The sequence below is a fragment of the Nocardia sp. CA-290969 genome, from assembly GCF_050936135.1.
Taxonomy (GTDB): Bacteria; Actinomycetota; Actinomycetes; order Mycobacteriales; family Mycobacteriaceae; genus Nocardia.
The window spans coordinates 1602312-1616989 of sequence record NZ_JBNJNJ010000001.1 but is presented as its reverse complement, the minus strand read 5'-3'; the positions used below and the strand labels follow the sequence as shown (position 1 = coordinate 1616989).

Sequence of the window (14678 nt, the reverse complement as noted above, 5' to 3'; positions counted from 1 at the left end):
CTCAGGTGGATGCCTGGTTGCTGTCCTTGAACGCACCCCAGCCGTGCCAGCGGTCGACGGCGACCACCGCCGTCGTCCGGGTCCGGACCCGGTTCGGGTAGGGATTGCCCGTGTACAGCCGCGACATCCGGTCGATCACCGAAAGGTCCGCGTCGGCGCGGAGTTCCACTACCCGGCCGAGCAGGCTGATGTGGTTGTACCAATTCCCTTCGTCGAGCACCGTGAGGGAGACCCGGGGATCCCGGCGCAGATGCGTCAGCCGCACCCGGCCGTCGTCCATGTTCAACAGGACCTGCCCGTCCTCCCACAGGTACCAGGTGGCGGTGGAGACCGGCGCACCGTCCGACCGCAGCGTGGTGACGGTGCACGGGTTGGCCCGGGCGAGCATTTCGGTGGCCTCCGGGGGCAGCGGCGGTGTCGACATGGCGGCTCCTCACTCGGTCGGTAGCGGTTTCCCTGTTGTACCCGAGGACTACCCGGAAACCGGGCAACATACGGTCCGTTTCACCACGCCGGCCCGGATGGCGTCTTGCCCGGGAGATCGGCGCGGGGCGTATGCCGTTCGACCGTGCGAGCCCCGCCAAGGTACTCGACGCGCATCCGGACCACCCCCGCGCCGCGTCTGTTCCGCACAGTGGCGGGGGCTGCCACTAACGCCCGACACCGTGATCGCCCGCCGGCAACTCCCGGACGCATCGAGCGCCAGCGCCGCACCGCGCGGTCATGCGAGGGCAGGCCACGGGCCGGTGCCCACCCACAGCGGCTCGCAGCGCGGGGCGCCGCATAGGGTGTGCGCATGTCCGATACACGCACCGGCTATCTCACCGACGCGGGTGAGATCTACCGCCGATCGTTCGCGATCATCCGTTCCGAAGCCGAGCTGGACCGGTTTCCGGCGGATATCGCGCAGGTGGTGGTGCGGATGATCCACGGCTGCGGTCAGGTCGATCTGGCCGGCGATATCGCGTTCACGCCCGGTGTCGTCGCCGCCGCGCGGCAGGCCCTGCGGGCGGGTGCGCCGATCCTCTGCGATGCGAACATGGTGGCCTCGGGGGTCACCCGAGCCCGGCTGCCCGCGGACAACGAGGTGCTCTGCCTGCTCCGCGACCCGCGGGTCCCCGATCTCGCCGCCCGGCTGGGCACCACCCGGTCGGCGGCCGCGCTCGAACTGTGGCGCGACCGGCTCGGCGGCGCCGTGGTGGCCATCGGCAACGCACCGACCGCACTGTTCCATCTCCTGGACATGGTCGCCGCCGGGGCGCCCGCACCGGCGGCGGTGCTCGGAATTCCGGTGGGCTTCGTGGGTGCCGCCGAATCCAAGGAAGCACTCACCGAAACCACGGGCCTGGAGTATCTGACGGTCCGGGGACGGCGTGGCGGCAGCGCCATCACCGCCTCGGCATTGAACGCGATCGCGAGCGAGAAGGAATGACAGTGCGGACCGGGAAACTGTGGGGTGTCGGACTGGGGCCGGGGGACCCGGAACTGGTGACGGTGAAGGCGGCCCGGATCATCGCCGAGGCCGATGTGATCGCCTTCCACAGCGCCCGGCACGGCCGCAGCATCTCCCGCGGTATCGCGGCACCGTATATGCGGCCGGGGCAGCTCGAGGAGCACCTGATCTACCCGGTCACCACCGAGACGACCGACCACCCCGGCGGATATCAGGGCGCCATCGACGAGTTCTACGCCGCGGCCGCCGAACGGCTGGCCGCGCATCTGGCGGCGGGCCGTTCGGTGGCCCTGCTCGCCGCCGGTGACCCGCTGTTCTACAGCTCGTACATGCATATGCACCGGCGGCTGGCCGACCGGTTCGAGGCGGAGATCATCCCGGGCATCACCTCGGTGAGCGCGGCGACGGCGGCGCTGGGCACTCCGCTGGTGGAGGGCGAACAGGTCCTCACCGTACTGCCCGGCACGATGGATCCCGACGAACTCACCCGCCGGCTCGCCGGCACCGATGCGGCCGCGATCATGAAACTGGGCCGCACCTACCCGGCGGTCCGCAAGGCTCTCGCCGACTCCGGGCGCCTCGACCGCGCCTACTACGTGGAACGGGCCAGCACCGGCCGCGAACGCGTCCTGGCCGCCGGCGATGTAGACGATTCGCAGGTCCCGTATTTCGCGATCACCATCGTCCCGGGACCGGAACCGACCACCGCGCTCCCCGGCCGGCCGAACCCCGGGTCCGAGTGCACCGGTCCCGGCGAGCAGAGCCTCGAGGACACCGGATCAGCGGGTGCCGCCCCCGGCGGGGAGACCACAGCCGGTGTGCGCGCCGCGATGTTCCGCGAGCCCGCGCAGCAGTCCGGCTCCGGGCCCGGTGAGGTGGTGGTCGTCGGTCTCGGCCCGGGTGATACCGCGTGGACCACCCCCGAGGTCACCGCGGCACTCGCCACCGCGACCGATCTCGTCGGTTACACCACCTACATCGACCGCGTACCGGTCAGCCCGGGACAACGCCGGCACGCCAGCGACAACAAGGTGGAGTCCGAACGCGCCGCGATGGCGCTGGACCTCGCCAAACGGGGCGGTCGGGTAGCCGTGGTGTCCTCCGGCGATCCCGGGGTGTTCGCCATGGCCGCCGCTGTCCTCGAGGAATCCGCCGACCCGCAGTGGGCGGAGGTCCCGGTGCGGGTGCTGCCCGGGGTGACGGCCGCGAACGCGGTGGCCAGCCGGGTCGGGGCCCCGTTGGGTCACGACTACGCGACCATCTCACTGTCCGACCGGCTCAAACCCTGGGACGTGGTGGCCCGGCGCCTGGCGGCGGTGGCCGCCGCGGATATGACGATCGCGGTCTACAACCCCGCCTCCAGCAAACGCACCTGGCAGGTGGGGTCGATGAAGGACATCCTGCTCGAACACCGCGCCCCGGACACCCCGGTGGTGCTCGGCCGCGATGTCGGGGGCCCGGCGGAATCGGTCCGGGTGGTGGCATTGGGCGATCTGGACCCCGCCGAGGTGGATATGCGCACGTTGCTGATCATCGGCGCCTCGACCACCGCGGTAGTCGGTGACGCCGCCGCGCCTCGTGTCTACACCGCACGGCGCTATCACGGCTGAGACCGCGATCCGATATCATTCCACTGTGGAATAACACCGGCGGAAGGACACGTGGTGAACGGCAAACGGAAGCGGCCGCTGAACTCCACGGCCGCCTCACTGCTGGGTTTCCTGCACGAGGGGCCCATGTCGGGCTGGGATCTGGTGACACTGGCCCAGGAACGGATCGGCGATTTCTGGACCATCACCCAGAGCCAGGTCTACCGGGAACTGGCCACCATGGACGCGGCGGGTCTGGTGGTGAAAGGCGAAACCGGTGCGCGGGAACGCACCCCGTACCGGATCACCGAGGCGGGCCGCGCGGAGTTCGCCGAATGGATCGCGCGTGATCCGGGCGCGGAGACCATCCGATTCCCGCTGCTGCTCACCCTGCATTTCGGCGGCCATCTGGACCCCGCCCACCTGTCCGCGATCATCGACAACAGCCGCAAGGTCCACCAGGAACGCCTGGACCGCTACCGGGCCGAGAACGCCCGGGCCCTGCCCCCGCATGCCCGCGCGACGCTGGAATTCGGGATCGGATACGAATGCGCGGTCCTCGAATGGTTCGACCGGCTGCCGGACCTACTCACCTCCTGATCCGGCGCCCGGAGTACGTCGGCGGAGGCCGACCGAGCGCGAGGACCGTCGCGATCGGGGACTCTCGCCCTCCGTGGCGGGCATGGGTGACCTGTACTGCCGAGTCCGTGTGCTCAGGATTTCGGAGAAGGCGGAGGGTGTCGCCCCCGCGGCGGCGCCCGGGCAGAGCGGGCACTTTCGCGGCGATCGCGCTGTCACCCGATTCGATTACTGGACAACCGGCCCATGACGGAAACTGCGGCACTCGATCACGCAACCGGACCGGGAAGCCCGCGCCCCGAAAGGCATCCGGGCGGCCTTTTGCGGGGGCAGCCGGGCAACTACGCTTCAGCGGGGCGATTACCTTTTGCAGCCGCGTATTCGGTCACCCAGGTGTGTACTGCGGTGACGGAGGAGACTTCGACGAGACCGGCAGGGGCGGACGGACGGTCCACGATCACCACGGGAATACCCTTGTCCCTGGCGGCGACGAGTTTGGCGGCCGTGGCGTCACCGCCGCTGTCCTTGGTGACCAGCACCTCGATACGGTGGCGGTCGAGGAGTTCGGCTTCCGCCGCCACGGTGAAAGGCCCTCGCGCCAGCAAAAGTTCATGCCGGGGCGGTAGCGTGGATTCGGGCGGGTCGATGGCGCGGATCAGGAACCAGGGCTTGGTGTAACCGGCGAACGCGCCGACCCCTTGTCTGCCGATGGTGAGCAGAATCCGGCTTCCGGTGTCCGCGGAAACCGCTGCGGCAGAATTCATATCGGGTACCCGGAGCCAGCGGTCGCCGGGACCGGCGGTCCAGCCGGGACGGTTCAGCCGCAGCATGGGCAGACCGAGATCCGCGGTCGCCCGTGCGGCATGTTCGGTCATGGTCGCGGCGAAGGGGTGCGTGGCATCGACGACCAGCTCGATCCGGTTGCCGGCCAGCCAGTCCCGCAATCCGTCGACCCCACCGAAGCCGCCGACCCGCACCTGTCCGCCGGGGTTGACCGGGTCGGCAACGCGACCGGCGAGCGAGGACACGATCTCGAGTCCTCGCTCGCCGGACAGTACGTGGGCGAGTTCCCGGGCCTCCCCGGTTCCGCCCAGCAGCAGGATTCTCAGGGCTGCCCGCTGAAGTACGCGAGCGCCGAGTTGAACAGCGGCGGGCCACTGGCGACCGCGAGACCGATCCCGGCGCCGATGATCGCGCCCGGCAGCAGACCGATACCCGGGAACAGGAAGCCGGTGCCGGCGGCGATACCGGTGGCCGCGGCCGCCATGATCACGGGAGCGGCGAACTGCTTGTCTCTCACTATCGAATCTCCCCGTTGCGCACGAGTCCGGTGACCCGTGCTCGGAACATTTCGTGACATTACTACCGCTGTCCGAACTACCGCTGTCCGATTCGTCCGTTCGAACCGCAACACCGTTCGCTAGGACTCCTTCACCACCGACCACTGCGTCACCGGTAGCTGCGGCCGCCAAGTGGTGAATCGGCCCAATGGTTCCCCCCGGTAGATCTGGTACCGCCGCAGGCTTCCGCCATACGCGGCCGACCACGAAAGCAGCAGCGCCTCCGATTCCGCGGTCACCGCATTGGCCACCATCCGCCCGCCCACGGGCAATCGCGACCAGCAGTGGTCGAACAATCCCGGTACGGTGAGGCCGCCGCCGAGGAAGATCGCGTCGGGAGCACCCGGGACGGAATCACCGGAGAGTTCGGCGACGGCCTCCCCGCGCACCTCGATCTCGGGTACACCGAGTTCCGTCGCGTTCGCGGTGATCTGTTCCCGGCGCCGGTCCAGCGTTTCGAACGTCACCGCCCGGCACGCCGGATGCGTCCGGCACCATTCGATGGCGATACTGCCGGACCCGCCGCCGATATCCCACAGTGTCTCCCCGGGAGCCGGCGCCAGCGCGGCCAGGGTCAGCACCCGGACCTCCGCCTTGGTGAGCTGCCCGTCACCGGTGTAGGCGGCGTCGGGCAGACCCGGAACCCGGGTGAGGCGCAGCCTTCCGGGTTCGCCACGCACCGCTATCGCGACGATGTTGAGCGGATCACCGGGAGGTTCCCCCCACTCCGCGGCGCGGCCCGCGACCATTCGTTCGGCCGGTCCCCCGAGTTGTTCGAGAACCGTGACCTCCGAGGGACCGAAACCGTTGCGCCGCAACAGTTCCACAACGGCGGCGGGGGTCGCGGCATCGGCGCTCAGCACGAGGACCTGCCGCCCCTCCGCCAGTTCCGGCAGCAACCGCCGGACCGGCCGGCCGACCGCGCTCACGACGCACACCTCCGGCAACGACCAGCCGAGCCGGGCACAGGCCAGCGATGCCGAGGACGGTTGGGGCAGCACCCGCAGCGATCCGGGTCCGAGCAGCCGCGCCAAGGTGGTCCCGATTCCGTAGTACATGGGGTCGCCGCTGGCGAGTACCCCGAGCCGGATGCCCTGCCGTTCCGCGAGCAGCCCCGGCAGCGCCGGCACCAGCGGCGAGGGCCAGGTCTGCCGGTCGGCGGTGATCTCTTCCGGTAACAGTGCCAGCTGCCGAGCCGACCCCAGCACTACCGCGCAGTCGCGCAGCGCCGCACGCGCCGTCTCGGGCAGGCCCGCCCACCCGTCGGCACCGATACCGACCACGGGAATTCGGGGTCCGGTCCACCGCAGCGCCGGTTCGGCGCTCACCCTCGCCACCTTCCCGCCCCAGCGCTGTCGGCGTCGCCGCGTACATCGCGGAGCCGCCGGCTTCCGCGTGCACTGCGAACACATCGGGCGGCCGAGCCGTCACCTGGTGCAGGTTGCCGTGCCGGGCTACCTGTCCCGCGGCCGGCGAACCCGATTCCGCCACCGGTCACCGTGTTCGGGCCGCTCGCCCCCCACGGCCGGACGACGCCGCACCGCCGAGGATCGCGCCACCCGTGTCGAGGACCGATCGGGAGGAGCCGGCCGTCGGCGCGGGGCACCCGTGACTCGCGGGGCACCCGTGCGCTCACCGCGGCAGCCGCCGCCAGACGATCTGGGGCAGCAGGCGCATACCGAAAAAGATCGGCCGCAGGATTCCGGGAATCCACACCCGAACAGAGCGGCGGCCGAGCGCCCCGACCACCGCGTCGGCCACCTGGTCCGGCGTGCTGGCGAACGGTGCCGGGCTCATCCCCTCGGTCATCCGGCCGGTGACGAACCCGGGCCGCGCCAGCAGCAGGTGCACACCGGTCCCGTGCAGCGCATCGGCCAGACCATTGGCGAAACCGTCCAAACCGGCTTTGGCCGACCCGTAGACGTAGTTCGCGCGCCGCACCCGGATGCCCGCGACCGAACTGAAGACGACGAGGTGGCCGCTACCCTGGGCGCGGAACTCGTTGGCCAGCACGGTCAGCACGCTCACCTGGGCGGCGTAATCGGTGTGGATCACCGACAACGCGTGCCCGGGGTCGGCTTCGGCGAGGGCCTGATCCCCCAGCACACCGAACGCCAGGACCGCGACACCGATCGGCCCGTAGTCGGCGACGATCTTGTTCAGCAGCGCGAGATGGCTCGCCGTGTCATCGGCGTCGAACTCAACCGGATGCACCGCCGTCGCCCCCGCCGCGGTGAGCGCCGCGGTCTCGGTGTCCAGCTCCTCGCAGCGCCGCGCGGCCAGCACCACCGACCGCCCGGGGGCCAGCCGCAGCGCCACCTGCAGGCCGATCTCGCTGCGCCCACCCAGCACCAGCACGGTGCCCGGGTCGATTCCTCGTGTACGACGCACAACCATGCGCTCAGTCTGTCATCCGGCGCGTAGCACGATCCGCACCGGGAGACGCCGAGTCCCCGGACAGTGCCCATCGGGCGTGCGGGGACTGCCCGGGTTACGCTGCCTGCCACCCCACAGCCCCGGCTCGCGCATGCTACTTCCCTGGTCACGCGAGGCTTCCGGTATGTAGGCTCCGCCCCGCCTGCGTGCTCGTCCCCGGCACGCCGAACGCTACGGTCCTCCTATGACAACCCCAACTGTCGAATTGACCTCCGCAGCGGCGGAGTTTCTCACCGAGCGTCATCTGGCCACCCTCACGACTCTGCGGGCGGACGGCACCCCACACGTCGTCCCGGTCGGTTTCACCTGGGACGGTGACGCCGGTCTGGTCCGCGTGATCACCAGTGGCGGGTCGGTGAAAGCCCGCAATGCCCGGCGGTCGGGCTACGCCGCGGTCGGACAGGTCGACGGGCGGCGCTGGCTGACCCTCGAGGGCCCGGTATCGGTCCTGGACGAGCCGGAGCAGGTCCGGGAGGCCGAACGCCGCTACGCCGAGCGGTACCGCACTCCGCGCGAGAACCCGGCCCGCGTGGTCCTGGCCATCGAGGTCCGGCGGGTGCTGTGCGGGGTGGCGCTACGGAACGGCTGATACACCGATCTCGCCGCGCCACCGCCCCGGCCCCTCCCGCCGACCGGCCGTGAGTGCGAGCCCCCCGTGCAGTGGGCAGGTGCTCCCCACTGGATGTGCGTCAGGCGGGCAGCACCGTGAGACCGTGCGGGCGCTGGTTCATCGATTCGCAGCCGTCCTCGGTGATCACCACGATGTCCTCGATCCGGGCGCCCCATTCTCCCGGGAAGTAGATTCCCGGTTCGATACTGAACGCCATCCCGGGGCGCAGCTCCAGGTCGTTGCCCGCGACGATATACGGCTCCTCGTGGACCGACAGGCCGATCCCGTGACCGGTACGGTGCACGAACGCCGCACCGAATCCGGCCGCTTCCAGCGGTTCGCGGGCCGCCGCGTCCACCGCCGCGGCCGGGATACCCGGGCGGACGGCGGCCACCGCCGCGGCCTGCGCGCGTTCCAGTTCGGCGCAGCGCGCGGCGATTTCCGGAGTGGGCTCACCGAGCACATAGGTCCGGGTGGAATCCGAGTAGTACCCCGGCTCCACCGGGCCACCGATATCGACGACCACCACATCGCCGGCCTCGATCCGCCGGTCCGACACCTCGTGGTGCGGTACGGCCCCATTGGGCCCGCTGCCCACGATGACGAACGCGGCCTCGGTATGCCCCTCGGCGACGATGGCCTCGGTGACGGCGCGGCCGACCTCGGCCTCGGTACGGCCGGCCTGCAGGAATTCCCCCATCCGGGCATGAACCCGATCGATGGCGGCGCCCGCCCGGCGCAGCGCCTCGATCTCGGCGGCATCCTTGATCATGCGCAGTTCCCGCAGCACCGGGGTCGCCGAAACGGGCAGCCCGCTGAAACTGTGCGCCAGCGGCAGCAGATGCCGTGCGGGCATATCGTCGGCGACCGCCACCCGCGACCCGATATGCAGCGCCGACTGCACCAGTTCGTAGGGGTCCACGCCGTCCACCCAGTCCAGGACCCGCAGGCCGAGTTCGTCCACCGCGGATTCCCCGAGCCCGGCCACCTCCAGTTTCGGTACGACAACCGACGGCGTGGCCTTATCGGCGGTGATCACCAGGCAGGTGAGCCGTTCGAACGATTGCGCCGCCGAACCGGTGAGATACCGCAGGTCGGGGCCGGGAGTGATGAGCAGGGCGTCCAGATGCGCCGCGCGGATCAGCTGTACCGCCCGCTCCAGCCGCTGCTCGTAGACCTCGGCCGCGAACCGTGCCTCCGTATGCGCACTCATGATCTCGAACTTACCCCGGGTTCGGGGACGGCACACCGGATCGGTCGGTGGCGCCCGGTAGATTCCGGCGGGTGAACACGACCGAATCCGCACCGCGTCCGCTGCTCCTGCTGGACGGCGCGAGTCTGTGGTTCCGGGCTTTCCACGCCATCCCGGACAAGATCACCGCGCCGGACGGCAGATCGGTGAACGCCGTGCGCGGGTTCACCGATATGGTGGCCGCCCTGATCACCCGGCATCGCCCCGCCCGTCTGGTGGTATGCCTGGACCTCGATTGGCGGCCGCAGTTCCGGGTGGACCTGGTGCCGACCTACAAAACGCATCGCCTGGACACCTCCGCCGACGCCGAACCCGGCGCCGAGGTGGTCCCGGACCGGCTGACGCCGCAGGTCGAGATGATCCTGGAGGTGCTGGCCGCGGCCGGTATCGCTACCGGCGGCGCGGCCGGGCTGGAAGCCGACGATGTACTCGGTACCCTCGCCTCGACCGAACGCACCGATCCGGTGGTGGTGGTCAGTGGCGACCGGGATCTGCTCCAGCTGGTCCGCGACACCCCCGAACCACCCGTGCGGGTGCTGTACGCCGGCCGCGGGCTGGCCAAGGCCGAACTCTTCGGTCCCGCCGAGGTGGCGGCCAAATACGGTGTGCCGGAAGAAAACGCGGGCCCCGCCTACGCCGATATGGCGACCCTGCGCGGCGATTCGTCCGACGGCCTGCCGGGCGCGGCCGGAATCGGGGAGAAAACGGCGGCAACGCTGATCAGCAGGTTCGGCTCGCTGGAAGCCCTACGCGCCGCCGTGGACGATCCCGGCGCCGATCTCGCCCAGGGCATCCGGGCGAAACTGCGCGCCGCCGCCGGCTACCTGGATGCCGCGGCACCGGTCGTGCGGGTGGTCCGCGACGCGGATGTGATCCTGTCCCGCCCCGATACCCTGCACCCCATCCCGGCCGACGCCGACGCGCTGGACGAACTGGCCCACCGCTACAACGCCGAAAGCCCCGTCAAACGGCTGGTCGCCGCCCTCGCGACCTGCGCCTGACAGTCTCCCCCCGGGTCCGATTCCGCACCGAACGCGCCCAGCGCACATCGCGGTGTCCGCGACGGCGGGCCCCAGTGGGCCGATCCTGATCTCGGCCGGCGGGACGCCGTCGGCCGAACCGGCGGGGCCCTCAGCAGGCCAACTATCCCGGAATCGAAGGCAACCACGGCGTCCGCCGGTCTGCAAGATCATGGACCAGGGCCAGGCGCCGAGTTCAGCGAGGCACCAAGCGACCCATAACCCCGAAACCGAACGCAACATCGCGGCGCCGAGGCACCTGCAACCCCGAACCGAAGGCAACCACGGCGGCGCCGAGCCCAACGAGGCACTCAGTGGGCGCAAACCCCGAAATAGAACGCAACCACAGCGACCCCGAGCCCAACGAGGCACTCGCACCGCCCACAACCCCGGAACTAAACGCAACCACGGCGGCGCCGTGTCCAACGAGGCATCTACAGGGTTCGGGCCCGTCCCTGCGTTCAGACCGCGAGACGATGCGGCGCAGCCGCGAGTATCGCGGGCTGAACGCAGGGACCAAGGGGGCCGAACCCCCGCGCGCGCCAGCGCGCCGAAAACACAGCCAAAAACTCAGCTGGGGCGGCCGACCTCGTAGGTCCCGTCCTCCTTGGTGATCTTGATGTTGACCTTCTTGTCCTCGCCACCGACCTTGAGGTCACAGGTGAACGTCGCGTCCACCGCGACCTCCTGGCCCGCGGGGCAGGAGACATCTTTGACGTCCTCGATCCCGTAGGACTCCTCGAGAACCTTCGTCACCCCGGTCTGCACCGCGGCCTGATCGAGTTCGTCCTTGGCGGTCAGCATCAGGATCGCCACCACGACACCGGCCACGACCACCACGCCCAGCAGTGCCAGCCCGACGATCAGGCCGGTCTTTTTACCGCCGCCGGACTGCTGCGGCTGCGGCTGCGCACCCCACTGCTGCTGGGACGGCTGCCCCCACTGACCCGACTGCGCCTGCGGCTGCTGACCCCACTGCTGCGGCTGGGGCTGCTGAGCTTGCGGCTGCGGCTGGCTCCACTGCTGCTGCTGTTGCTGCTGGTTCGGATCGCCCCACTGCTGCTGGGACGGCTCCCCCCATTGCTGCGGCGGGGGCTGCTGACCCCACTGCTGCTGGGTCTGATCACCCCATTGCTGCGGCTGCTGCGGTTGCGGCTGCGGCTGGCTCCACTGCTGCTGTTGCTGCGGCGCGGCCGGTTGCCACTGCTGGCCGCCCTGATCGCCACCCCATTTCTGGGTGGCCGCCGTCTGCTGCGGGTCGTTCGGGGGCTGTGCGGGCGGCTGGTTCCCCCACTGCGGCGCCGCGCCGGGCGGCTGCTGGCCACCCCAGACCTGGGTGGGATCGTTACGTCCCTCCCCCGGCCCCGGGGCGTCGTTCGGTCCGTGCGGCCCGCTCATCTGGTTGCCTCCACTCGCATTGTCGAACACACGGTAGCCCCCCGCGTGCGGTTGAAATCAAATCACAATCGATGGTCTCACGCTCTGCCTACCGTGGCATGAGCGAGGGCCCTGCGTGGTTACGCTCCGCTACCGCCTCCGGGCCTGACTCGCTCATGCTGTATCCATCGGGCACGAGCGAGGGCCCTCCGTGGTTACGCTCCGCTACCGCCTCCGGGCCTGACTCGCTCATGCCGCGTCCACCGCGACGACACCGCGCCGGATCGCCTTCACGGCCTTGGCCGCGGTGGCCGCGACCTCGGTATCGTCTGCGGTGGAGTGGATCTGATCGAGCAGATCGATAACCTGCCGGCACCAGCGCACGAAATCCCCCGCCGAGAGCGGCGTGCCCTGATCGCCACCCGCGAGCATCGCATCGACCAGGGCGTCACCGCGCGCCCATTTGTAGATACCGCCGACGAATCCGAGGTCCGGTTCCCGAGTCGGTGCCAGCCGGTGCTCGGCCTCGTCATTACGCAGTTTCGACCACTCCGCGATGGTGTCGGCCACCGCCCGGCGGATCGGCGCGGTGGGGCCGGTGGCGCCGAGATAGCCGCCTTCCGAACGCGATTCGTACACCAGAATGGAGACGACCGCGGCCAGCTCGGCCGGCCCCAGCCCGCGCCACAGCCCCTGCCGCAGGCATTCGGCCACCAGCAGATCGCTTTCGGCGTAGATCCGGGCCAGCCGCCGCCCGTCCGCGGTGACCTCCCCGTCGTGGACGAACCCGCGTTCCGCCAGCAACCCGACGATCCGGTCGAAGGTACGGGCCAGCGAATTCGTGGTGGTCGCGACCTTCTGCCGCATCGCCTCGGTCTCCCGCCGCACCCGGTTGTAGCGCTCGCCCACCCGGGCCAGCTGCTCCCGGTCGGGCCGGGAATGGGCGGGATGCGCGCGCAGCGTCCGCCGCAGGGTCGCCAGTTCGGGATCGTCCGCCCCGCGGGCGCGTTTGTCGCGACGTGCGCGGCTGGGCGCGGTGATTCCGGTGCTGCGCAACGCCGAGGCCAGGTCACGGCGGGTACGCGCGGTGCGATGGTCGACCCGGCGCGGTAGCCGCATCCGGCCCAGCGGTTCGGCCGGTACCGGGAAATCGGCGACCGATACCCGGCCCGCCCATTTGTCCTCGGTGAGTACGAGCGGCCGCGGATCGCCGGGCGTGGCATCGGGTTCGAGGATCACGGCGAGGCCGGCCCGGCGCCCGGCACCGATGGCGACTACATCGCCGCGCCGCAGTTCCGTGAGCGCCGCGACCCCCGCCGTGCGCCGGTCGGTACGGGTCTGCTGGGTGAGCCGGCGTTCGCGCTGTTTGATCCGCTCCCGCAGGGCGAAGTATTCGAGGAAATCACCATCCTCGCCGCCGAGTTGCGTGGCGAGTTTGCGCAGCTGCGCTTCGTTGCGTTCGATCCCGCGGACCAGGCCCACCACCGATCGGTCGGCCTGGAACTGCGCGAACGACCGCTCCAGCAGCAACCGGGCCTCATCGGCGCCGAGCCGGTCGATCAGGTTGATCGACATGTTGTAGCCGGGTTTGAAGGAGCTGCGCAGCGGATACGTGCGCGTGGAGGCCAGGCCCGCGACCGCGCTGGTATCCACCTCGGGCTGCCACAGCACCACGGCATGCCCTTCCACGTCGATCCCGCGTCGCCCCGCACGCCCGGTGAGCTGCGTGTACTCCCCCGGGGTGAGTTCGGCATGGGTTTCGCCGTTGAATTTGACCAGCCGCTCGAGCACCACCGTGCGCGCGGGCATATTGATCCCGAGGGCCAGGGTTTCGGTGGCGAATACCGCGCGGACGAGCCCCTTGACGAACAGTTCCTCGACCGTGTGCCGGAAGGCGGGCAACATCCCGGCATGATGGGCCGCCAAGCCCCGGTGCAGCGCCTCCCGCCACTCCCAGTAGCCGAGCACTTCCAGATCCGCGCGCGGCAGCTCGCCGGTGTGCTTCTCGATGATCGCGTCGACCACCTCCGGGTCGGCGGCACCACCCAGATCCAGGCCGGACCGCAGGCACTGCGCCAGCGCGCCGTCACATCCGGCCCGGCTGAAGATGAAGGTGATGGCGGGCAGCAGCCCTTCCTCGTCGAGCCGGGCCAGCACCTCCGGCCGCGGCAGCGGGCGGAAGAACCGCCGCGGACCGCCCCGGCCGCGCGGACCACCGCCCCAGCCCTCCATCCGGTCGGCGGCCTCCCGCTGTTTGATGTAGCGGACCAGGTCGGAATCGACGAGCACCCGCTGGTCGGAGGATTCGCTGTCGAACAGGTCGAACATCCGGCGGCCCACCATCACGTGCTGCCACAGCGGCACCGGCCGGGTCTCGTCCACCACCACGGCGGTATCGCCGCGCACGGTTTCCATCCAGGCGCCGAACTCTTCGGCGTTCGAGACGGTCGCCGACAGGCTCACCAGCCGCACCTCGGCCGGGAGATGCAGGATGACCTCTTCCCATACCGCGCCGCGGAACCGGTCGGCCAGATAGTGCACCTCGTCCATCACCACATACGACAGCGCCCGCAGCGCGTCCGAGGAGGCGTAGATCATGTTCCGCAGCACCTCGGTGGTCATCACCACCACCTGGGCATCCGGATTGATCGACTGATCGCCGGTGAGCAGGCCCACCGCGCCCCGGCCGTACCGCTCGGTGAGGTCCGCGAACTTCTGGTTCGACAGCGCCTTGATCGGCGTGGTGTAGAAACATTTGCCGCCGGAGGCGAGCGCCAGATGGACCGCGAACTCCCCGACCACGGTTTTCCCGGCTCCCGTCGGCGCGCAGACCAGCACCCCGTGGCCGTTTTCCAGGGCGGTACACGCTTGGCGCTGGAACGGATCCAGCTCGAATGTCAGCTCGGCGGCGAACCGGGAGAGTTCGGCGGTCAGCGACGCGTTCGATGTCACGTACCCGAGACTAATGGAGGAATCCGACACCGGTCGCGCCGATAAAATCCGCCGGTCGCGACCGATCCGGG

The 14678-nt window shown here is 70.2% G+C and carries 13 protein-coding genes; 5 read left to right on the top strand and 8 right to left on the bottom strand.

Features of this window, described 5'->3' with window-relative positions:
- Nucleotide 1: 1 nt before the first annotated feature.
- A complete protein-coding gene (locus ACQEVO_RS07660) occupies nucleotides 2-424 on the bottom strand; it encodes a PPOX class F420-dependent oxidoreductase (protein ID WP_432910320.1) in 423 nt (140 codons plus the stop codon).
- A gap of 372 nt (nucleotides 425-796) precedes the next feature.
- Here ACQEVO_RS07660 and ACQEVO_RS07655 point away from each other — a divergent pair, with 372 nt between their 5' ends.
- From ACQEVO_RS07655 to ACQEVO_RS07645, 3 genes are all read left to right on the top strand, one after another.
- Nucleotides 797-1432: a precorrin-8X methylmutase gene (locus ACQEVO_RS07655; RefSeq protein WP_432910318.1), complete on the top strand. Its 636-nt coding sequence runs from the start codon at nucleotides 797-799 to the stop codon at nucleotides 1430-1432.
- Entirely contained in the window at nucleotides 1429-3063 is a 1635-nt protein-coding gene (locus ACQEVO_RS07650; RefSeq protein ID WP_432910316.1) for a precorrin-2 C(20)-methyltransferase, read from the top strand. Before ACQEVO_RS07655 ends, ACQEVO_RS07650 begins: the two co-directional genes overlap by 4 nt.
- A gap of 126 nt (nucleotides 3064-3189) precedes the next feature.
- Nucleotides 3190-3642: a PadR family transcriptional regulator gene (locus tag ACQEVO_RS07645; protein WP_432922459.1), complete on the top strand. Its 453-nt coding sequence runs from the start codon at nucleotides 3190-3192 to the stop codon at nucleotides 3640-3642.
- Nucleotides 3643-3962: 320 nt separating this feature from the next.
- Here the strand turns inward: ACQEVO_RS07645 and ACQEVO_RS07640 are convergent, their stop codons facing one another.
- The 4 genes from ACQEVO_RS07640 to ACQEVO_RS07625 form a co-directional block, all read right to left on the bottom strand.
- Nucleotides 3963-4730 (bottom strand): cobalt-precorrin-6A reductase, encoded by a 768-nt coding sequence (locus tag ACQEVO_RS07640; protein ID WP_432922456.1) that lies wholly within the window; start codon nucleotides 4728-4730, stop codon nucleotides 3963-3965.
- Nucleotides 4727-4921, bottom strand: coding sequence for a hypothetical protein (locus tag ACQEVO_RS07635; RefSeq protein ID WP_432923388.1), 195 nt, complete (start codon nucleotides 4919-4921; stop codon nucleotides 4727-4729). The genes ACQEVO_RS07640 and ACQEVO_RS07635 overlap by 4 nt, the downstream gene beginning before the upstream one ends.
- A gap of 120 nt (nucleotides 4922-5041) precedes the next feature.
- Nucleotides 5042-6289: a precorrin-6y C5,15-methyltransferase (decarboxylating) subunit CbiE gene (cbiE, locus tag ACQEVO_RS07630; RefSeq protein WP_432910314.1), complete on the bottom strand. Its 1248-nt coding sequence runs from the start codon at nucleotides 6287-6289 to the stop codon at nucleotides 5042-5044.
- A gap of 304 nt (nucleotides 6290-6593) precedes the next feature.
- Nucleotides 6594-7358 carry an SDR family NAD(P)-dependent oxidoreductase gene (locus tag ACQEVO_RS07625; protein WP_432910311.1) on the bottom strand — a complete coding sequence of 255 codons (765 nt, stop codon included), beginning with the start codon at nucleotides 7356-7358 and terminating at the stop codon, nucleotides 6594-6596.
- 223 nt (nucleotides 7359-7581) lie between these two features.
- Between ACQEVO_RS07625 and ACQEVO_RS07620 the strand changes: the two genes are divergently transcribed.
- A complete protein-coding gene (locus ACQEVO_RS07620; RefSeq protein WP_432910308.1) occupies nucleotides 7582-7986 on the top strand; it encodes a pyridoxamine 5'-phosphate oxidase family protein in 405 nt (134 codons plus the stop codon).
- Between the two features lie 100 nt (nucleotides 7987-8086).
- Here ACQEVO_RS07620 and ACQEVO_RS07615 read toward each other — a convergent pair whose 3' ends face one another.
- Nucleotides 8087-9220, bottom strand: a complete 1134-nt coding sequence (locus ACQEVO_RS07615; protein ID WP_432910306.1) for a M24 family metallopeptidase — start codon at nucleotides 9218-9220, stop codon at nucleotides 8087-8089.
- Between the two features lie 71 nt (nucleotides 9221-9291).
- On the opposite strand from ACQEVO_RS07615, the gene ACQEVO_RS07610 reads away from it, so the two are divergent.
- Nucleotides 9292-10260: a 5'-3' exonuclease gene (locus ACQEVO_RS07610; RefSeq protein ID WP_432910303.1), complete on the top strand. Its 969-nt coding sequence runs from the start codon at nucleotides 9292-9294 to the stop codon at nucleotides 10258-10260.
- 588 nt (nucleotides 10261-10848) lie between these two features.
- Here ACQEVO_RS07610 and ACQEVO_RS07605 read toward each other — a convergent pair.
- Together ACQEVO_RS07605 and ACQEVO_RS07600 are read right to left on the bottom strand one after the other, a co-directional pair.
- Nucleotides 10849-11676 carry a DUF4333 domain-containing protein gene (locus ACQEVO_RS07605; protein WP_432910301.1) on the bottom strand — a complete coding sequence of 276 codons (828 nt, stop codon included), beginning with the start codon at nucleotides 11674-11676 and terminating at the stop codon, nucleotides 10849-10851.
- A gap of 228 nt (nucleotides 11677-11904) precedes the next feature.
- Nucleotides 11905-14607 carry a DEAD/DEAH box helicase gene (locus ACQEVO_RS07600; protein WP_432910299.1) on the bottom strand — a complete coding sequence of 901 codons (2703 nt, stop codon included), beginning with the start codon at nucleotides 14605-14607 and terminating at the stop codon, nucleotides 11905-11907.
- Nucleotides 14608-14678: the final 71 nt, after the last annotated feature.

What these genes read in the sequence shown, in the direction of transcription:
- ACQEVO_RS07660 (WP_432910320.1), bottom strand. Translation starts at nt 424, where the DNA reads ATGTCGACACCGCCGCTGCCCCCGGAGGCCACCGAAATGCTCGCCCGG.
- ACQEVO_RS07655 (WP_432910318.1), top strand. Translation starts at nt 797, where the DNA reads ATGTCCGATACACGCACCGGCTATCTCACCGACGCGGGTGAGATCTAC.
- ACQEVO_RS07650 (WP_432910316.1), top strand. Translation starts at nt 1,429, where the DNA reads ATGACAGTGCGGACCGGGAAACTGTGGGGTGTCGGACTGGGGCCGGGG.
- ACQEVO_RS07645 (WP_432922459.1), top strand. Translation starts at nt 3,190, where the DNA reads ATGTCGGGCTGGGATCTGGTGACACTGGCCCAGGAACGGATCGGCGAT.
- ACQEVO_RS07625 (WP_432910311.1), bottom strand. Translation starts at nt 7,358, where the DNA reads ATGGTTGTGCGTCGTACACGAGGAATCGACCCGGGCACCGTGCTGGTG.
- ACQEVO_RS07620 (WP_432910308.1), top strand. Translation starts at nt 7,582, where the DNA reads ATGACAACCCCAACTGTCGAATTGACCTCCGCAGCGGCGGAGTTTCTC.
- ACQEVO_RS07615 (WP_432910306.1), bottom strand. Translation starts at nt 9,220, where the DNA reads ATGAGTGCGCATACGGAGGCACGGTTCGCGGCCGAGGTCTACGAGCAG.
- ACQEVO_RS07605 (WP_432910301.1), bottom strand. Translation starts at nt 11,676, where the DNA reads ATGAGCGGGCCGCACGGACCGAACGACGCCCCGGGGCCGGGGGAGGGA.